The sequence below is a fragment of the Caballeronia sordidicola genome, assembly GCF_000729995.1.
Lineage (GTDB): Bacteria > Pseudomonadota > Gammaproteobacteria > Burkholderiales > Burkholderiaceae > Caballeronia > Caballeronia sordidicola_A.
On sequence record NZ_JNFG01000006.1, the window covers coordinates 135991 to 155554 of the forward strand.

At 58.7% G+C, this 19564-nt stretch carries 19 protein-coding genes and 1 other RNA gene; 7 read left to right on the forward strand and 13 right to left on the reverse strand.

The genetic code is table 11. The features are described 5' to 3' along the window. The first annotated feature begins 80 nt into the window (after positions 1–80). Positions 81–1235, forward strand: a complete 1155-nt coding sequence (locus FH08_RS0106355; protein WP_268810818.1) for an anhydro-N-acetylmuramic acid kinase — start codon at positions 81–83, stop codon at positions 1233–1235. A gap of 229 nt (positions 1236–1464) precedes the next feature. On the opposite strand, the gene erpA is transcribed toward FH08_RS0106355, so the two are convergent. From erpA to rplM, 3 genes are all read right to left on the reverse strand, one after another. Next, a complete protein-coding gene (gene erpA, locus FH08_RS0106360) occupies positions 1465–1830 on the reverse strand; it encodes an iron-sulfur cluster insertion protein ErpA (protein ID WP_031357523.1) in 366 nt (121 codons plus the stop codon). Between the two features lie 242 nt (positions 1831–2072). Beyond that, positions 2073–2465: a 30S ribosomal protein S9 gene (gene rpsI / locus FH08_RS0106365; protein ID WP_031357524.1), complete on the reverse strand. Its 393-nt coding sequence runs from the start codon at positions 2463–2465 to the stop codon at positions 2073–2075. Between the two features lie 11 nt (positions 2466–2476). Further along, positions 2477–2905: a 50S ribosomal protein L13 gene (rplM, locus tag FH08_RS0106370; RefSeq protein ID WP_031357525.1), complete on the reverse strand. Its 429-nt coding sequence runs from the start codon at positions 2903–2905 to the stop codon at positions 2477–2479. Between the two features lie 666 nt (positions 2906–3571). Between rplM and FH08_RS0106375 the strand changes: the two genes are divergently transcribed. Further along, positions 3572–3994, forward strand: a complete 423-nt coding sequence (locus FH08_RS0106375) for an OsmC family protein (protein WP_031357526.1) — start codon at positions 3572–3574, stop codon at positions 3992–3994. Between the two features lie 75 nt (positions 3995–4069). On the opposite strand, the gene rnpB is transcribed toward FH08_RS0106375, so the two are convergent. The 3 genes from rnpB to pyrC form a co-directional block, all read right to left on the reverse strand. Further along, an RNA gene (gene rnpB / locus FH08_RS49300) (RNase P RNA component class A) lies at positions 4070–4487 on the reverse strand. Between the two features lie 82 nt (positions 4488–4569). Then, a complete protein-coding gene (locus FH08_RS0106380) occupies positions 4570–5451 on the reverse strand; it encodes a DUF3025 domain-containing protein (RefSeq protein WP_081889374.1) in 882 nt (293 codons plus the stop codon). A gap of 63 nt (positions 5452–5514) precedes the next feature. Continuing rightward, a complete protein-coding gene (gene pyrC / locus FH08_RS0106385; RefSeq protein WP_035565456.1) occupies positions 5515–6612 on the reverse strand; it encodes a dihydroorotase in 1098 nt (365 codons plus the stop codon). Positions 6613–6962: 350 nt separating this feature from the next. Between pyrC and FH08_RS0106390 the strand changes: the two genes are divergently transcribed. Beyond that, on the forward strand, positions 6963–7865 hold the full coding sequence (locus FH08_RS0106390) for a class II glutamine amidotransferase (protein ID WP_031357529.1): 903 nt from the start codon (positions 6963–6965) through the stop codon (positions 7863–7865). Between the two features lie 92 nt (positions 7866–7957). Then, positions 7958–8311 (forward strand): YegP family protein, encoded by a 354-nt coding sequence (locus FH08_RS0106395; protein WP_031357530.1) that lies wholly within the window; start codon positions 7958–7960, stop codon positions 8309–8311. A gap of 104 nt (positions 8312–8415) precedes the next feature. Here FH08_RS0106395 and FH08_RS0106400 read toward each other — a convergent pair whose 3' ends face one another. The 6 genes from FH08_RS0106400 to FH08_RS0106425 all read right to left on the reverse strand — a co-directional run bounded on the left by FH08_RS0106400 (position 8416) and on the right by FH08_RS0106425 (position 14203). Then, the gene (locus FH08_RS0106400) at positions 8416–9141 is read right to left on the reverse strand and encodes an amino acid ABC transporter ATP-binding protein (RefSeq protein ID WP_031357531.1); all 726 of its coding nucleotides are present in this window, start codon (positions 9139–9141) and stop codon (positions 8416–8418) included. Further along, positions 9138–9815: a glutamate/aspartate ABC transporter permease GltK gene (gene gltK / locus FH08_RS0106405; protein ID WP_031357532.1), complete on the reverse strand. Its 678-nt coding sequence runs from the start codon at positions 9813–9815 to the stop codon at positions 9138–9140. The genes FH08_RS0106400 and gltK overlap by 4 nt, the downstream gene beginning before the upstream one ends. After that, positions 9815–10555: an amino acid ABC transporter permease gene (locus FH08_RS0106410; protein ID WP_031357533.1), complete on the reverse strand. Its 741-nt coding sequence runs from the start codon at positions 10553–10555 to the stop codon at positions 9815–9817. The genes gltK and FH08_RS0106410 overlap by 1 nt, the downstream gene beginning before the upstream one ends. A 70-nt stretch (positions 10556–10625) precedes the next feature. Beyond that, positions 10626–11519 (reverse strand): glutamate/aspartate ABC transporter substrate-binding protein, encoded by an 894-nt coding sequence (locus tag FH08_RS0106415; protein ID WP_031357534.1) that lies wholly within the window; start codon positions 11517–11519, stop codon positions 10626–10628. 283 nt (positions 11520–11802) lie between these two features. Continuing rightward, on the reverse strand, positions 11803–13125 hold the full coding sequence (locus tag FH08_RS0106420) for a Glu/Leu/Phe/Val family dehydrogenase (protein ID WP_031357535.1): 1323 nt from the start codon (positions 13123–13125) through the stop codon (positions 11803–11805). 109 nt (positions 13126–13234) lie between these two features. After that, positions 13235–14203, reverse strand: a complete 969-nt coding sequence (locus FH08_RS0106425; RefSeq protein ID WP_031357536.1) for a LysR family transcriptional regulator — start codon at positions 14201–14203, stop codon at positions 13235–13237. A gap of 383 nt (positions 14204–14586) precedes the next feature. Here FH08_RS0106425 and FH08_RS0106435 point away from each other — a divergent pair, with 383 nt between their 5' ends. The 3 genes from FH08_RS0106435 to FH08_RS0106445 all read left to right on the forward strand — a co-directional run bounded on the left by FH08_RS0106435 (position 14587) and on the right by FH08_RS0106445 (position 17393). Beyond that, positions 14587–15978 carry an MFS transporter gene (locus tag FH08_RS0106435; RefSeq protein ID WP_051887821.1) on the forward strand — a complete coding sequence of 464 codons (1392 nt, stop codon included), beginning with the start codon at positions 14587–14589 and terminating at the stop codon, positions 15976–15978. Positions 15979–16167: 189 nt separating this feature from the next. Then, positions 16168–16905 (forward strand): hypothetical protein, encoded by a 738-nt coding sequence (locus FH08_RS0106440; protein WP_031357539.1) that lies wholly within the window; start codon positions 16168–16170, stop codon positions 16903–16905. After that, positions 16902–17393 carry a type II toxin-antitoxin system VapC family toxin gene (locus tag FH08_RS0106445; protein WP_075583297.1) on the forward strand — a complete coding sequence of 164 codons (492 nt, stop codon included), beginning with the start codon at positions 16902–16904 and terminating at the stop codon, positions 17391–17393. Before FH08_RS0106440 ends, FH08_RS0106445 begins: the two co-directional genes overlap by 4 nt. Positions 17394–17403: 10 nt before the next feature. Here FH08_RS0106445 and FH08_RS0106450 read toward each other — a convergent pair whose 3' ends face one another. Further along, entirely contained in the window at positions 17404–19299 is a 1896-nt protein-coding gene (locus FH08_RS0106450) for an ABCB family ABC transporter ATP-binding protein/permease (RefSeq protein WP_031357541.1), read from the reverse strand. Between the last annotated feature and the right edge of the window lie 265 nt (positions 19300–19564).

Genomic DNA, 19564 nt, shown 5'->3' on the forward strand with positions numbered 1-19564 from the left:
CGTAGGAATTGCATCAATAATTGCCTCAATGACTGCTCGAACAGGGTCATCGGTGAACCCGCATCGAACAGGAGAGCAACGTGGCGCGACGGACCGAGGCAACGGAAGCAGGCGACATGGCGGACGGCGTGTACTTTGGGCTGATGTCGGGTACGAGCATGGACGGTGTGGACGGCATTGCCGTCCAGTTCACGGCGGGCAAGCCGTCCGTTGTGCTCGGCGAGGCTCACGTCGGGTTCTCGCAAGGTCTGCGCGACGCGCTCTTCGCCCTTCAGGCCCCTGGCGACAACGAACTGGAACGCGAAGCCCTTGCAGCGAACGCGCTGGCTGCGCGCTACGCCGTGTGTTGTCACGAACTGGCCAGCATGAGCGGCTACTCGTCCGCGAAAGTCCGCGCGATCGGCGTACACGGGCAGACGGTACGGCATCGACCGGAAAAGGGTTACACGCGGCAAATCAACAATCCCGCGCTGCTCGCAGAAATGACGAACATCGACATCGTCGCCGACTTCCGTAACCGTGACGTCGCCGCCGGCGGTCAGGGCGCGCCGCTCGTCCCGGCATTTCACGCGACCATTTTCGGCAGCAAGGACGAGACGCGCGTGGTCTGCAACCTGGGCGGCATCAGTAACATCACCATTCTTTCGGCCAACGGCAGCGTCCACGGTTTCGATTGCGGACCGGCGAATGCCCTGCTGGACGAATGGGCGCACCGGCACCTGAAACGGCCCTTCGACGAAGGCGGTCATTTCGCGGCACAGGGCCAAGTGCACCGCCCGCTGCTGAACGCGCTGCTCAACGAACCGTTCTTTGAACAGCAACCGCCTAAAAGCACCGGCCGGGATCTATTCAATCCAGGGTGGCTTGATGCCAAGCTCATCGGTTTTGAAAAGATATCGCCCGAAGATGTGCAGGCCACCCTTGTCGCGCTGACCGCCATCACCGTTGCAAGAGAAATCGAGCGACATGCTTCCGATTGCCGCGCGGTCTATGTGTGCGGCGGCGGCGCCCGTAATCCGGTGCTGATGCAGGCGATCCAGCAGGCGCTTGGGGAGAGCGGCGTCGCGGGTGTCCCCGTGATGACCACCGAAGCGCTCGGCGTGCCGCCACAGCAGGTGGAAGCATTGGCGTTCGCATGGCTTGCGATGCGCTGCGTGGCCCGTAAGCCCGGCAATATATCGGCGGTAACAGGGGCTGCGGGGGAACGGGTGTTAGGGGCGATTTATCCGCGTTAATGCCCGGCTGTCACCAACAATCCATTACTAGCGAAGAGGCTAACAACAACACGAGAAACTGACGGCTAGCTCAGGCGTACCGATGAAAACCTTGGCTCGTGCGCCATAACCTCAATTTTCATTGAAACACACGTCCAGGCAAACGCAGGCCCACAAAACAAAAACGGAGCCCGAAGGCTCCGTTTTTCATCTCTGCATGATGCCGCGTCATCTGATCAATTAATCAGAATCACGCCGAGAATGACGATCCGCAACCGCAGGTGCTGGTCGCATTCGGATTCTTGATCACGAACTGCGCGCCGTTCAGATCGTCTTTATAGTCAATCTCAGCGCCGACGAGGTATTGATAGCTCATCGAATCGATCAGGAGCTGGACGCCGGCTTTGTCCATTACGGTGTCGTCTTCGTTGATGGCTTCGTCAAACGTGAAGCCGTACTGGAAACCCGAACAGCCGCCACCCTGCACGAACACGCGCAGCTTCAATTCCGGATTGCCTTCTTCGTCGATCAGTTGCTTGACCTTGTCAGCTGCTGCGTCGGTGAAAACGAACGGCAACGGCATTTCGGTCGTGGGGGTATCTGTGACAGCGTTCATTCGAACTCTCCAAAAAAGCTTCTGATGCCTATTGTAGGGCTGATCTCAATATCGTGCTGGAAGCCCATGTAATCAATAGGCTATCGCTCCCACACTATCCCGAAATTGCCGTGGCTGCCTGGGACATCGCCGAAAGACGGCAGCGATCCTCGAGCATCCGCCACGAAAAAAGCCGCCGGCGCATACACGCAGGCGGCTTTCCGAGCCATTTCGCCGTAACAACGACGAAACCGCCAAAGAGCTTAACGCTTCGAGAATTGTTTCCTGCGACGTGCCTTGTGGAAACCAACCTTCTTACGTTCAACTTCACGAGCATCGCGGGTAACGAAGCCGGCTTGCGACAGCGTGGGCTTCAGCGTTGCGTCGTAGTCCATCAGCGCGCGGGTGATGCCGTGGCGAACTGCACCGGCCTGACCCGTTTCACCGCCGCCGTTCACGTTGACTTTGATGTCGAACGTGGTGGCGTGGCTCGTCAGTTCGAGCGGCTGACGCACGATCATCAACGACGTTTCGCGCGAGAAATAATCAGCAATGGGCTTGCCATTGACGATGATCACGCCCGTACCGGACTTGATGAACACGCGGGCAGTGGCGCTCTTGCGGCGGCCCGTACCGTAATTCCAATTACCGATCATATGGGCTCCCTTTAGATCTCGAGCGCTTTAGGCTGTTGAGCCGTATGCGGATGCGTTGCGCCAGCGTAGACCTTGAGCTTCTTGATCATAGCGTAGCCGAGCGGACCTTTCGGCAACATGCCCTTAACGGCTTTCTCGAACGCGCGGCCCGGGAAGCGTTCTTGCATCTTGTTGAACGTCGTTTCGTAGATGCCGCCCGGATAGCCCGAGTGACGGTAGTACTTCTTGTCAGTACCCTTGTTGCCCGTGACGCGCAACTTGCTGGCGTTGATGATGACGATGAAATCGCCAGTGTCGACGTGCGGGGTGAACTCGGGTTTGTGCTTGCCGCGAAGTCGGGCGGCCACTTCACTGGCGACACGTCCGAGAACCTTATCCGTCGCGTCAATCACGTACCATTCACGCGTCACCTCATGGGCTTTTGCGGAAAACGTCTTCATGATCGATCCAAAAAATAAATCTGCCCTGCTTTGTCCCGCTTGTATGTTCGTGCGCATCGAGGCGCGTGCGGGCTCTCCCTGGTTCTCGTCCACGGGCATGGTGCGGATAGAGAACTTTGAATTATAAGGGAAATTTTGGTGTGAAGTCAAAACTTGCCTGTTTGGCAAGCTAAATCGCCTCGGGCCGGCGCTGAACGGCGGCATTGCGGAGAGGTTTTGCGAGGGGCAATCAGCCCGCGAATCGCCCGCCAAGCCCGAAATCGACGTTAAAGCAGACGAAAAAAAGCCCGAGCCTTGGGCTCGGGCTGAATCCACCTAGGAGGAGGTGGAGGAGACAGGAGGAAGTATATGAAGGGCTTTTGTGCAAAGCAAGTAAATTTGCATTATGAGATATAGTTTCATAATGCAAAATATTACCAATTCATAACATATAGCAATTTATTATTTATAATCAGTCACTTATCTAAAATAAAAAACCTCTCAGCCACAACTTGCGGTCGAAACCCCTTATTCGCAGTAGGGAAATCTCGGATTTATCAGATGTATCGCAATGCAACAATATTCTGCGACTGCCGCAATCGAAGACACTGCGCGGATTTCTACAATCAGCTAAAACGCTACAATCGATATGATTGAACAAGTGTCTTATGGCATCGGAGTTTTCTCATGGAATGCAAAGTTAGCTGGATGGGACAGGACGGAATGGCATTTGCCGCGGAAACGGGCAGCGGCCATCTGGTCACAATGGATGGCGCACCGGAAGGCGGCGGCCGCAACCTCTCGCCGCGGCCAATGGAAATGGTCTTGCTCGGCACGGGCGGCTGCACCGCGTACGACGTCGTGATGATCCTGAAGAAAAGCCGTCAGGAAGTCGTGGGTTGCTCGGTGACGCTCAAGGCCGAGCGCGCAAGCGAAGATCCGAAGGTGTTCACGAAGATCCACTTCCACTTCACGGTAACAGGCAAGAACCTGAATCCTGCGACGGTTGAACGCGCGATCACCCTTTCACACGACAAATACTGCTCGGCGTCGATCATGCTCGCGAAGACAGCCGAGTTGACGCATTCCTTCGATATCGTCGCGAGCTGAAGTGCGCGCATCGAAGAGAAAAGCAGGACGAAAAAAAGCCGGCGTCATCACTGACGCCGGCTTTCTTTTTGAATCTCACAAAGCAGGCCGATAAGCCGGATTCTGTGCACGCCTCACGCCCGAAAGCGTGACGCGCGTGGCAGCCATTCCTCTAGTCGCGCCATTACTGGCGCGCTCAAGCTTCCTACCCGCAGACGAGACGGAGGCACCGTCCTGCATCGCGAAGATGCGCGCCTGCCTACTTGGAATTGCTCCGGGTGGAGGTTACCTTGCCGGTCTGCCTTGCAGCAGCCGCGGTGCGCTCTTACCGCACCGTTTCACCCTTACCTGATCCCCGAACTTGCGCCCGGGGCCATCGGCGGTTTGCTTTCTGTTGCCCTGTTCCGCGTGTCGCCACGGATGGCCGTTAGCCATCACCCTGCCTGGTGGAGTCCGGACTTTCCTCGCCCTCTCCGGCCGAAACCGGATCAGCCGCGACTGCCTGGCCTACTTTGCGCCGATGATTTTAGCATGAGGGGTGCCTCAGCCTCGCCGTAAGGCTTGCCGACGGGCTTGCCGTCAGGCTCATGCACAGGCTAAGTCCGCGACCGGCGGCCGGATCGAAAGACTTGGGGGTTATCGTAGAAAGATGGAGCTTCATTTTCAGGCCACCAGCCCGGCACGCCGAGCACCGGCAGCGGCGTGAAATATCGGCTGGAGATGGTTTCGCTTTTTAGCCGTTCAGACAGCGCGTGGTCGAGGATCGCGCGGCGCTCGGTATCGGGGGCGGAGAAATAGGCCGGCTCGACGTCCACGATCCACGCATGCCCCGTGCACGCCTTGTACGGGGCAACCAGCTTTTCCAGCAGCGCGTGGCCGAAGATGCGCGCCTCGCATCGAAGGCCCCACGCTGCGCGTTGTTCGACGAGCAACGTGCGCCACTCGAAGGCGCGGAGTGCGGCGGCGAGCGACGGGTCTGCGCAGGCAAAGAGGATCGCGTTTTCATCGAACAGGGTCAGCGCGTCGCGCGCCGCGCCTCGAGTTGGGCCAATGCCGAGCACATCGATTTCCGCAGCCTGGCCAGCGTTCAGCGCCGCCTTGATGCGCGGGTACTGGAACCACATCGAGCCGTTGAAGAAATCGTGCAGGTTGTAGCGCGTTGGCACGCACCCGGTCCCGGCGATATGCCCTTCATACGACGCCCCCGCCGGCAGCTCGTCCTGCGCGATGAACGACAACGGCTTGCCGCGTCCGGTTGCGCGCGGCTCTGTATGTGCGTCGGCGTTAAGCGTGGAAAGATAGGCTGAGTAGCTAGTTAGCGCGGCCTGGCGCCAGCGTTCGCCGCGCTCGGCAAGTGGCGCCAGCCACGGGCTTGACCAGTCGATGTCCGTGAAGCTCTGCGCCGCGCGGATATCGGTTAGCGGCGGCGATTCCGTATTCGCGCTTTCAGGCTTCGATGCATTTTCCCGGTAGGACATACGAGTAGTTCGAGAGGCGCCGGGTTTTGCGCTCGACTCATCCTGAGCGCGCCCCGGCAACCATCACTCCATCCGCCAGTTAATCGATTCTCCGCCGCCCAGCGGCACGATCTCGTCACCACCCGCCATGAATTCGGCCGGCAGCGTCCAGGGTTCGCGACGCAGCGTCACGCTCTCTGTCGAGCGCGGCAAACCGTAGAAGTCGGCGCCGTGGAAACTCGCGAAGCCCTCAAGGCGATCGAGCGCGCCAGCCTGATCGAAGGCTTGCGTATAGAGCTCCAGCGCGTGCAACGCCGTATAACAACCCGCACAGCCGCACGCGTGTTCCTTCAGCCCTTTCGCATGCGGCGCGCTGTCGGTGCCGAGGAAAAAACGCGGATTGCCCGACGTGGCCGCGGCAACCAGCGCCACGCGATGCGACTCGCGCTTGAGCACCGGCAAACAGTAGTAATGCGGCCGGATTCCGCCGACAAACAGCGCATTGCGGTTGTACAGCAGATGATGCGCGGTCAGCGTAGCGCCAGTCGGACCGTCGGCATCGCGGACGTAATCGGCGGCGTCCTTCGTCGTGATGTGTTCGAACACGACTTTCAGCGCGGGAAAATCGCGACGCAACGGTGTCATCACCCGATCGATAAACACCTTCTCCCGATCGAACATATCGATGGCCGGATCTGTTACTTCGCCATGCACGAGCAGCGGCAGGTCGTGCTTTTGCATCGCCTCTAGCGTCTTCGCGCACTTCGCGACACTCGTGACACCGGCGTCCGAATTGGTCGTCGCCCCTGCCGGATAAAGCTTCACCCCGTGGACGAAACCGCTTTCACGGGCACGACGAATTTCGTCGGGCGGCGTGTTATCGGTGAGATAAAGCGTCATCAGCGGCTCGAAACGCGCTCCCGGACCGTCCTTGGGCAACGCGGCCAGAATGCGCCCGCGATATGCCGCCGCCATCTCGGTCGTCGTCACCGGCGGCCGCAGGTTCGGCATGATGATCGCCCGGCCGAACTGCCGTGCCGTGTGCGGCAGGACAGCGGCGAGCACGGCGCCGTCGCGTACGTGCAAATGCCAGTCGTCGGGACGCGCGAGCTTGACGGAGTTCACAACGGAGTCGACAGCGGAGTCAACGGAAGAGGCGGAGGCAGGCGTGGAAGCGGACATTGGCGTGATAGCGATGAAAATAATCGGATGACGAAAACGCAGGGACTGTGGCGGCCGCGAAACCAGAAAGCATAAACACTCAAGCGAAACCTGAGCAGCTGCGCCATGAATATCGGCCGGATCAGTGAATCGTGTTCCCAAACTGCGTGCTTGATCAAGCTACAAACGGAAGCGGCCAACCCAATCGGTCAGTTTTTCTCCCGCGAGCCGGCCCATACCGTGGAAATTCCACAACGATGCCACCCCGCGGTCGAGAGCCGCGATTTTTGGCGGTTTCGTCGGTGCTATGCTTTGGCTAGCCGTATTGTAACGGTTAGCTCCATTCACCCAGTCTGTCTGCAGCCTCAGCAATGTGCCAACTTCTCGGAATGAACTGCGCGGAACCAACGGACGTGACTTTCTCGTTCACCGGTTTCGCGGCGCGTGGCGGCGTTACCGACCATCACGCGGACGGCTGGGGCATTGCGTTCTTCGAAGATAAGGCCTGTCGTCTTTTCATCGATCACCAGTCGTCGGCCAGTTCACCACTCGCCGAAATGGTAAAGCGCTATCCGATCAAATCGAAGAACACGATCGCGCATATTCGCAAGGCCACGCAAGGTCACATCCTGCTCGAGAACTGCCATCCGTTCATGCGCGAGTTGTGGGGACGGCATTGGATTTTCGCGCACAACGGCGACCTGAAAGATTTCAAGCCCTGTCTGAATGGGCAATATCAGCCGGTCGGCACGACCGACAGCGAGTTGGCGTTCTGCGCGTTGCTGCAAGGTCTGCGGCGCGAATTCCCCGGCTGCCAGCCGCCGCTGGACGAACTGTTCGCGGCGCTTGAAAAGCTCACGCGCGAGATCACGCAATTCGGCGTATTCAATTTCCTGATGTCGAACGGCCAGGCGCTGTTTACGCATTGCTCCACGCATCTGTATTACCTCGTGAGGAGCTGGCCGTTCTCCACCGCGCATTTGATCGATGCGGACATGTCGATCGATTTCGCGAAGTACACCACGCCGGAAGATCGCGTTGCGGTGATCGCGACCTCGCCGCTTACCGACGACGAAATCTGGTCGCGTTTCGAACCCGGAGACCTGGCGTTGTTCCAGCACGGCGCGTTGCTCAGGACGGTCAACGTTCCGGTGCCGGCGGACGTCGCGGAGAAAGCACGCGAGCCGCTGTGCAAGGTTTGCGTTGAATCGGTGCTGCGCGTCGAGACCATCGAGACGACGGCAGATGTGGAGACCGAACTCGGGATCGAGTAGTTGGAGAATAAGTGCAGAGTAGTTTGAAGTAGTTTCGCGGCTGAAGAATCACCTGAACTCACGCTTGTTCCACTCTCCAGGGAGCTTATGCAATGTCAGGAAAATTCGTCATCGACCGTGCCCGCAACGGCCAGTTCTATTTCAACCTGCGGGTAGCCAACGGCGAACCGATCCTCAAGAGCGAGACGTATGTGACGCGAGCGTCGGCGGAACATGGCATTGCGTCGGTCAAGGCGAATGCGTTGATCGACGAACGCTACGAGCGCAAGACTGATAAAAGCGGCGCGACCTATTTCAATCTGAAGGCTGGCAATCACGAGATCATTGGCGTGAGTGAGGCTTATAGCAGCGCGGCGGCAAGGGATGCCGGGATTGAAACGCTGAAGAAAAATGCGCCCGATGCAGTGACACAGGACAACACGAAAGCCGCATCGACCAGCCACTAGCGCGGGACCACAAAGACAAAAATGGCCGTCCCAGCTCACGCCGGAACGGCCATTTTTACGTCGGAAGCTGCTCGGCGCTAGCCAAAGCAACCCGCGTCAAACGATCAATGCAGGATCTTCGCCAAAAAGTCCTTCGCGCGATCCGACTTCGGGTTCTCGAAGAACGCGTCCTTCTTGTCGTCTTCCACGATCAAGCCCTTGTCCATGAAGATCACGCGATGCGCGACCTTCTTCGCAAAGCCCATTTCGTGCGTCACGCACATCATGGTCATGCCTTCCTGAGCGAGCTCAACCATCACGTCGAGCACTTCGTTGATCATCTCCGGGTCCAGCGCGGACGTGGGTTCATCGAAGAGCATGGCGATCGGATCCATCGATAACGCCCGCGCAATCGCCACCCGTTGCTGCTGCCCGCCGGAAAGTTGACCGGGAAATTTGTCAGCGTGAGTGCTCAAGCCCACGCGCTCCAGCAGCTTCAATCCCTTGGCCGTTGCTTCGTCCTTCGAGCGCCCCAGTACCTTGATCTGCGCCAGCGTCAGGTTCTGCACGATCGTCAGATGCGGAAACAGTTCGAAGTGCTGGAACACCATGCCGACTTTCGCACGCAGCTTCGACAGGTTGGTTTTCTTGTCGCCAAGCGATTGCCCGTTGATCGTGATCTCGCCCTTCTGGAACGGCTCGAGTCCGTTCACGGTTTTAATCAGCGTCGACTTGCCCGATCCCGAAGGACCGCACACCACGACCACTTCGCCCTTTTTGACTTCCGTCGTGCAATCGGTGAGCACTTGAAACGGGCCATACCATTTCGAAACATTCTTGAGTGAGATCATCGAGCGACCTTTTTCTGAAGACTTTTGACGAGACCGGATGCGACCAGGCACACCACGAAATAACAGGCGCCGGCGAACAGCACCATTTCGACGGTCGTGCCGTCGCGATCGCCCACATTCGTTGCCGTGCGGAAAAAGTCCGCCAGGCTGATCACATACACCAGCGACGTATCCTGGAACAACACGATGGCCTGCGTGAGCAGCAGCGGCACCATTGCCCGAAACGCCTGCGGCAGGATGATCAGCTTCATTGCCTGCATGTAGGTCATGCCGAGCGCGAACGCCGCGTTCACCTGCCCGCGCGACACCGCCTGAATGCCGGCACGGATGATTTCCGAATAATACGCGGCCTCAAACAGCGAGAACGCGACCATGGCGGAGGCCAGACGGATATCGACTTCCGCCGATAACCCCAGCACATTTTGCAGGAATTGCGGCACGATCAAAAAGAACCACAGCAGCACCATCACGAGCGGGATCGAACGAAACAGCGTGACGTACCCCTTCGCAAACCATTCGAGCGGCTTGATGCCCGAGAGACGCAGCAACGCGAGCACCGTGCCCCACAGAATCCCGAACACGAGCGCGAGAAGCGTGATCTTGAAGGTGATGATGGCGCCGGTCCACAGCGTAGGCAACGAGCTCAGCACACTGCTCCAATTGAAATGATGCATCACTTGCCTCCAATGTAGCCGGGCAGCCGGGTCTTGGCTTCGACCACTTTCATCAGCTGCATGACGACCAGATTGATCAGCATGTAGGCAAGCGTCACGGCAATGAACGACTCATACGACTGCGCGGTGTAATCCACGAGTTGCCGCGCCTGTGCCGACAATTCCAGCAACCCGATGGTCGATGCCACCGCCGAGTTCTTGAACACGTTCAAAAATTCCGACGTGAGCGGCGGCACGATGATGCGGTACGCGACCGGCATCAAAATGTAGCGATACGTCTGCCATTCGGTGAACCCCATGGCGAGACCGGCGGCGCGCTGTCCGCGCGGCAAGGCTGCGATGCCCGAGCGTACTTGCTCGCACACGCGTGCTCCGGTGAACAACCCGAGGCAGATGATGGATGACGAATAGAACTGCGCGTTCGGGGGCAACTGCTTGAACCAGTTGCCAATGGAAACCGGCAGCAATTCTGGTATCACGAGATACCAGATGAAGAACTGCACGAGCAGCGGGATATTACGAAAGATGGCGACATACACCGTGCCGATGGTGGCCAGCTTGCGGTTCGGCACGGTGCGAAGAATGCCGAACAACGAGCCGACCACGAGCGCCACGACCCATGACGCGAGCGACACGGTCACGGTCACCCAGAACCCGGAAATAAGCCAGCCGAGATAGGTTGTCGGCTCGCCGGTCGAGACAGGGCTTAAGAAAACGCCCCAATTCCAGTGGTAGGACATGGACTCTCCTCCAAAAGAAAACGGAAGAAGCAGCGCTCCTTCCGTTTCCATCAATCAAGCAGAACCGAGATTAGTCGATTGCCTTGTCGTTCGGGTTCTTGAAAAGCGCCTTCATGTCATCGCTTTCCGGGAAGTTCAGATTCAGACCCTTCGGCGGAATCGGACTTTCAAACCACTTCTTGTAGATCTTGTCGCCTTCGCCCGAGGTTTCGACTCGGGCGATGGCGTCATCGACTACCTTCTTGAACTCCGGATCGTTCTTGCGCAGCATGCAGCCATAAGCTTCACGCGATTGCGGCGTACCGACAATCACGAAATCGCCCGGATTGCTCGACTTCGCACGTTCGCCGGCCAGCAACGCGTCGTCCATCATGAACGCAACGGCGCGTCCCGTCGACAACGTCAAAAACGAATCGCCGTGATCCTTCGCGCTGATGATGTTCATGCCCATGTTCTTGTCCTGGTTCATCTTGCGAAGCAGGCGCTCGGACGTGGTTCCAGCAGTCGTCACAACGGTCTTGCCCTTCAGGTCGTCGAAGTCCTTGACCCCCGAATCCTTCTTGGTCATCAGGCGCGTGCTGATCACGAAGATGGTGTTGGAGAACGCGACTTGTTGCTGACGCTCCAGGTTGTTCGTGGTCGAACCGCACTCGAGATCGATCTGGTTACCCGTCACGAGCAACAGGCGGTTTTGCGACGTCACCGACTTCTGTTGAATCTTCAGGTTCGGCATGTTGAGCTTTGCTTTGACGGCGTCGACCACCTTCAAAGCAAACTCATACGAATAGCCGATGACCTGTTGCTTGTCGTCGTAATAAGAGAACGGAATCGACGACTCGCGGAAACCCAGGTAGATGTTCCCTGAATCCTTGATTTTCTTGAGCGTATCGTTGTTTTGCGCTTGCGCGCCCGATGCGAAAAGACCCAGCGCGGCAAGCAGCAGCGCAGCTTTTTTGATCTTCATAATTTGTGATCTCCTTGGCGAAAACGGCGCAATTTTAGCAGGGTAATAAAATTGAAAGAATGAATGTTGTCCACAGTTGTTATTTTTGAGACACCCGCTCTAATGGATGGCTGCGCGGTGCTGAAGCGCTTTCGATTGACCGTGGTTCTGCCCTAATTTTCTTGTCTTTTATACGCGAAAAGCCCGTCGATGTCCCGAAGGACGCCGGCGGGCGTTTTGATGCTTTTTGCGTTAGCGCCGCTTCATGCAGACATGCGCACGCAAACGTTTTTGAACCGTGAAATCACGGATACAGGCCACGCATTTCGCGTGCTTGCAGGATTCGAGTACACGCGACAATAAACGCCGCCGTGCGCACGGACACTGAATGCTCGCTCGCCACTTGCCACACGGCCGCGAACGCTTCGCGCATCACGCGTTCGAGTCGCTGGTTGATTTCGTCTTCAGTCCAGAAGAAGCTCGAGAAGTCCTGCACCCATTCGAAGTACGACACGGTCACGCCGCCTGCATTGGCGACGACGTCGGGAATCACGAGAATGCCCTTGTCGTGGAGAATGTCGTCGGCCGCCGTTGTAGTCGGACCGTTGGCGCCTTCCACCACGATCTTCGTCTTGATCTTCGGCGCGTTTTCTTCCGTGATCTGGCCTTCGAGTGCGGCCGGAATCAGGATATCGCTTTCAATGGTCCAGAACTCGTCCTTGGATATGGGGTCCGCGCCTTCGAAACCACCCACGCCACCATGCTTCGCCACGTGTTCGAGCAACGCGACTGCATCGATACCCGACGATTTGTACAGCGAACCGGTGTGATCCTGCACCGCCACCACTCTTGCGCCAGCTTCCTGGAACAGCCGCGCCGCGATCCCGCCGACGTTACCAAAACCCTGCACGGCGATGCGTGCGCCTTCAATGTCGAAACCAATCCGGCGTGCCGCTTCCGAGCCCACGACAAACACGCCGCGGCCCGTTGCTTCCTTGCGTCCGAGCGAACCGCCGAGGGAGATCGGCTTGCCGGTGACCACGCCCGTTGCCGTCTGCCCCTGGTTCATGGAGTACGTGTCCATCATCCACGCCATGATCTGCTCGTTCGTGTTGACGTCGGGCGCGGGGATGTCCTGGTTCGGTCCAATGATGATGCCGATTTCACTCGTATAACGACGTGTCAGACGCTCGAGTTCGCCACGCGACAGCGTACGCGGATCGACACGGATACCGCCCTTCGCACCGCCGTACGGCACGTTCACGGCCGCGTTCTTCACCGACATCCACGCCGACAGCGCCATTACTTCGGAAAGCGTGACGTCCTGGTGATACCGCACGCCGCCCTTGCCCGGACCACGCGACATGTTGTGCTGGACCCGATAGCCTTCGAAGTGCGTGACCGTGCCGTTATCGAGTTCGATAGGGCAATCGACGATCAGGATGCGCTTCGGGCGCTTGAGGGTTTCAACCCAGCGCGACAGCGAGCCGAGATACGGCGCGACGCGATCGACCTGCTGGAGATAGTTGCCCCAAGGGCCGAGATGGGTGGAATCGAGATAGGAAGGAATGGTGTGCTGAACAGTGGGAACAGCAGAAGCGGTGCGGTCTTGTTGCGGCGATGACATCGAAACCCCAGCGTTGTGTGGAATGGGATCATTGTCGAAAATTCGGATATTGAAATCCAATGCCGTTTCATCATTGCGTTATGTTTTTCTTGCATAACGTCTGAGCCACTCATGTGGCGTGGGTTTCCACGGGCCTCGATACCTCTTCGCCCACTGCTTCCCAAAGATTACGCATCAGGGCCTGCCGCGGATCGTCACCTTTCATTGCCATTTTGTCGCGATACAAACGAATTTCCATCGTGAGCGTGAACTGACCCGCCGGCGTGCCACGGGTTCCCCGATCGAGCCGGATCAAGCGGCCTTCCTCGACCTCGTTGGCCACTGCGCTGTGCGGCAGGAAAGCCACGCCATGACCGGCCAGCGCCATCGCCTTGAGTCCTTCGGCCATGTCGGTTTCATAGACCTTGTCGAGATAAAGACGCGTTGGCGATGTCGCGATGATCACCTCCGTCATGCGGCCGAGATAAGCGTTAGGCGTGTACGAGAGATACGGCGCGGGGGCATCGGCGGTAGCGGGCAACGTGTAGCGCGCGCGGCCGCCCTTGTTCACCGATGAAAACGGGCTGATGGGTTCGGTGCCGAGCGTCAACATGTCGTAGCGGGCGGGATCGAGCGCCATCGGATGGCTCGGATGGTGATAACCCATCACCAGGTCGCATCCGCCTTCCACCAGCGACAACACCGCGTCGTGCACGTTCAGCGCGCGCAAACGCGTATTGATGCGCCCAAGCCGCGCTTCTATATGGTGTAGCCAGCGCGGGAAATAGGTCAGCGAGAGCGTGTGCGGAACCGCGAAGTCTATGGTCGCGTTAGGCACGCCAGTCTGCCCGCGCAATAGCGTGCGCGCTTCGTGGAACTGCGAAAGCATCGCGAGCGCCTGCTCGTAGAAGACCTGACCGGCTTGCGTGAGGCGGGTCGGGTAGACGGAGCGATCGATGAGATCCGTACCCAGCCACGCTTCGAGCGCCTGGATCCGCCGCGAAAAAGCCGGCTGCGTAATATGCCTCAGTTCAGCCGACCGGCTGAAACTGCGCGTCTCCGCGAGCGAGACGAAATCTTCGAGCCATTTCAGTTCCATGCGGCTCCTTCAGCCTGGTTGGGATGCTCCCTGAACGTGTCCGTATTTTACCGTTCCGATCGCGAGGGCTTCATGTGGACCGCGTTGATTAACAGCGCGAGCCGCCGCGCACCATTCTCACGCGACTCGCACACGCGCGGTGCTGCGTTGCAGCGATAGCAGTGCGTAGGGTGTCGGGTTCGATCGCGCTTGAGTTGGCCAACCGTCAGCGCCTGCCCCGCTTCATCCGGCGCAAAGCCGCATTGATATTCGGTCTGCGGCCGCGGGCCAAAAAGATGGATTTCGTTGGCATGATACTTGCAATTTGCTGTCGGCCGAGCGCCGACCCGGGTTGAGACCCGCTCATCGATGCCTCGCCACAGCCGCCCCACGCCGAGGATTCGATGAAAAACCCGCTCACCTCTTTAAAGAGCGGCAACTGGCGCTCGCTGGTTGCCTGCTTCCTGTATTTCGATACCGGTTTTACTGTCTGGGTACTGTACGGGCCGCTTGCGCCGTTCATCAGCAAAGACATCACGATGACCGCTGCACAACAGGGCTTTCTCGTCGCGGTGCCGGTTCTGGCAGCCGCGATCCTGCGCGTGACACTGGGTAACCTGTACCAATCCACCGATGGCCGCCGCGTTGCGTTAATGGGCGTCGTGCTCTCGTCCGTCCCGACCATTGTGTTGCCGCTGTTGTCCGGCACGCCGTCGTATTCACTGCTGCTTGTCCTTGGCGTGTTCCTCGGCATGGGCGGCGCAAGCTTCGCCGTCGCTTTGCCGATGGCCGGCAGCAACTATCCTCCGAAGGTGCAGGGGCTTGTACTCGGACTCGCTGCGGCGGGCAACATCGGCGCGGTGCTGGACGGCTTCCTGTTCCCCCATCTCGCCGATGCTTTCGGCTGGAAACTCGCCACCGCGGCTGCATTGCCCTTGCTCGCGATCACAGCGATTGCGCTGTTCATGTGGGCATCCGATGGCGGTCAGAAGAGCGGCAGCACGTCGCGCGCAATGGCGAGTTTCGCGATCACGCTTGTCGGGCTGATCGTGATGGTGCTCGCCGTGCATGGCGGTGTGTTCGGGGGCGGACGTACGGGTGTCTTGCTGCTGCCGGTGCTCGGCGCGCTGCTCGCGATTGCCGTGCTGCCGAAACACTATCGTGCGGTGCTCGCTGAACGCGATACGTGGGTCGTGATGCTGATCTACAGCATCACGTTTGGCGGGTTTGTCGGGATGTCGTCGTATGTGACGCTACTGCTGACCAATCTCTATCAGATGCCGAAAATCGAAGCCGGCCTCTTCATGGCGATGCTTGCGTTCCTCGGCGCGATCGTGCGGCCCTTCGGCGGTTATCTCGCCGATCGCGTGACGGGCGTACGCGCGTTGCTCGTGCTGCTGGCGGTGATTGCTATTGCCGACTTCGCCTTTGCTATCTGGATGCCGCCGGTGGCGGGGGGTATTGCGCTGCTGGTCTGCCTGTATCTGTGCTTCGGGCTGGGCAACGGTTCGACATTCCAGCTCGTACCGCAGCGGTGGAAAGGCAAGACGGGGCTGCTGTCGGGGATCGTCGGTGCGGCGGGCGGGGTTGGCGGGTTCTATCTGCCGGTAATCATGGGGATAGCTAAGGAAAGTACCGGCAGCTATCAGATGGGTTTTGCGACGTTTGGCGTATTGGCCGTATTTGCCTTTGGCTTCCTGCTGGCACTGCGCACGCAATGGCTGAGCTGGGCCGCGCCGGGAGTGGTTTCGATTGGGCATGGCAGCGCAACGGCGATGGTTCACGCGACGGAGTGAGGTCGCGGGGCTTAAGACAAGAAGCGTCGATGCCCCAAGGTATCGACGCTTTTTTGTTTGGACCATCGCGCGTGGCTCGCTTGTCACAAAATGTCACTGGAGTGATTCCAAGACGCTCCTGCTGATAGTCTTCATTTTGGTCCGCCGCTTTCCGGCGAACCCTTGCAAGACCCACAGCCGGAGCATGAGATGGAAGCGCGGCAAAAGCTGAACTTCAAGATTGACAATTACACGCCCGAGACGCTGCCCATGGCGCGGCTCGTGCAATACCTTGCGCAGCTCGTAAGCCTGTACGGCAGTGACGACCTCGTTCATTTCGACAAGTTGATCCGGGGAAGTGCGATCGTGCAGGTCTCGGTGGACGCGATCGCCGTACCAGCCGTGCTGCATCGTCTCGTGAATGTGACATCAACACAGCCGGATCCGGAGGCGGAGAAAGCGTATCGTGCGATCGACAAACTGCTTCGCGCCGATAACGCTGTCGGCTCGATCACTCGGGGCAAAGACACGAACATTCTCGAATTCCCGGGTAGGACGCAGCCCGCTACAGACACCATCACGATCCATCAACCAACGACCATAGATGGCGTCCTGATCAAGATCGGCGGCCGCGATGAAACCATCCCCGTCACGCTTCGAAGCGTGGAAGGCAAGATCATCAACGGTGAAATCCGGGGCGTCGCGCAAGCGAAGGAACTGTCGCGCCATTACATGAATGGCGTGCTGCGTGTAGCGGGCAACGGCAAGTGGAGCCGAACGGGCAACGGCGAATGGCTGCTCGAGGCGCTCTCTATTCAGTCTTACGAAGTTATCGACAGCGCTCCGCTCGATCAGGTCTTGTTCGAGTTGCGAAGCGTCGAGCAAAACGGCTGGGGTGAGCTGGAGAATCCCATTGAAGCGTGGAAGCGCCTGAGAGGGCGTGAATGATCGTATTCGACGCAAACGTGCTGATCTCGTTGTCAGCGCCTCAGCAAGCGGCTGATTTGTCGGAACGCATCGCCGGCCTCATTCAGGATCTGACGGCCGCAAAAACGGTGATCGGCGTGCCAGCTCCCGCGTGGGCGGAATATCTGTGCGGCACGGATCTGGCGACGTCCGCCTTGATCGGTTTACTGAAGAAACGCAGCACAATTCGTATTCTTCCGTTCGACGAAATAGCGGCAACCGAACTCGCGCTGTTCGACCAGATGACGCGGGCGAAGGGATCGAAGAAAGGGGCATCGCACGCCTCGTGGCAGAAGATCAAGATCGACCGGCAGATCCTTGCGATCTCGAAAGTCCACTCAGCTACATTGATCTATAGCGAAGACGAAGGGCTGATTGTCGAAGCAGGCCGTCTTGGCATACCCGTCTGCCGGACCGGCGATATTCCGCTCAAACCCAAGCAGAACGACCTGGATCTTCAACCGGGGTGAGCGAGCGTTGTTATGCCCGCGCCGACTCCCCCACTTCCACTGCATCACCTCCACCCTCTTCCGGCTCCGCTGCCTTCTGCTGTTGCAGCGCCCACATCTGCGCGAACAATCCACCGGCGCGCACCAATTCCGCATGAGTCCCGCGCTCCACAATCCGCCCGTGATCCATCACAATAATCTGCTGCGCGTGAACCACCGTCGATAACCGATGCGCAATGATCAGCGTCGTCCGTTCCTGCGCGATCAGGTCAAGCTCGTGCTGGATAGCGCGTTCCGATTTCGAATCGAGCGCGGACGTGGCTTCATCGAAGATGAGGAGCGGCGGGTTCTTCAGCAACGTCCGCGCAATCGCCACGCGCTGTTTCTCGCCGCCCGACAACTTCAACCCGCGCTCACCCACCGGTGTCTCATACCCCGCAGGCAAACTTTCGATGAACTCATGAATATGCGCTGCCCGCGCCGCCGCGAGCACTTCATCGCGTGAAGCCGATGGCCGGCCGTACGCAATGTTGTAGTAGATCGAATCGTTGAAGAGCACCGTATCCTGCGGCACGATACCGATGGCCGCGCGCAACGAATCCTGCGCGACATCACGGATATCCTGGCCGTCCAGCAGAATCTGGCCGCCTTGCTCACGATCGAGATCATAGAAACGGAACAGCAAACGGCCGAGCGTCGATTTGCCCGAACCACTATGACCGACCACCGCCGTCGTGGTCCCCGCCGGAATCGTGAAGTCAACGCCATGCAGGATCGGCCGCGCGCGCTCGTACGAGAAACTCACGTTCTCGAAGCGGACCTCCGCACCCTTCACGGCGAGCGGCGGCGCGTTCGGCACATCCGGCACTTCACGCCCGGCACCGAGCAGGGTGAACATGCGGTCCATATCGGTGAGGCTTTGCTTAAGTTCGCGATACACCACGCCCAGGAAATTCAACGGGATATACAACTGCAGCATGAACGTGTTGATCAGCACGAGATCGCCGAGCGTCAGATGCCCCGCGATAACGCCCTGCGTCGCGCGCCAGAGAATGAACACGAGCCCAGTGCCAATGATGAATTGCTGCCCGAAATTAAGCACCGAGAGCGAACGCTGCGAACGAATGGCCGCCGTGCGATAACGCCTCAGGTTTTCATCGTAACGCTGCGCTTCCCACTCTTCGTTGCCGAAATACTTCACCGTTTCGTAGTTCAGCAACGAATCGATGGCACGCGAATTCGCCTTCGAATCGAGTTCGTTCATCGTGCGCCGGAAGTGCGTACGCCATTCGGTGAGCTTGATCGTGAACACGATGTACGTCACCAGCGCAATCAACGTGACGATCGCGTAATACGCTTCGTATTTCGCGACAAAAAATCCGAGCACGAGGCCGACTTCCACGAGCGTCGGCAGGATGCTGTAGAGCGAATACGAAACGAGTTGCTGAATGCCGCGCGTACCGCGTTCAATGTCCCGCGACATTCCACCAGTCTGCCGGTCGAGATGAAACCGCAGCGACAGCGAATGCAAATGCCGGAACACTTTCAGCGCGAGTTGCCGCACGGCGCTTTCCGTGACTTTCGCGAACAGCATTTCGCGCAATTCGGTGAATAACGAAGTGGACAGGCGCACGACCGCGTACGCCACGACCAGCAGGCCCACGCCGCTCACCAGGATGATCGCCGCGGAATCCTGCGCGCGTCCGAGCGCGGTCAGATGCTGGATGGAACTGAGGCTGTCGATGACCTTTTTCATCACGATCGGCACCCCCAGATTCGCGACTTTCGCGCCGATCAGGCAGGTCAGCGCAAACGCGACTCGCCATTTGTACGTGGCCAGGTACGGCAGCAGCGAGAGAATGGTCTGCCAGTCGTTGCGCGGGCCTTTCGCGACGGGAACCGGTTCGGAAGGAGAATTGCGGCGCATGGATTCGAGGTCTGCAGAAGTCTGCGCCGCAGGAACAAACGGCGTCGGACAAGCGAGGTATCGCGGGACGGGCGCCCATCTCAAAATGCGGGCTTTCCCGTACAATTCGATGTTTCCCGGCGTGGGCCAAGCGTGGGCAATAATCAGCCAAACCTGCGTCAAACGCCGTAAAACCACGCTGAAACGGGTTTGGATAGACCAGACTCGTTCGAGCGCAAAGCAACATCGTTTAATCATGCATTGTCGCAGAAGGCGCCACGGTGCG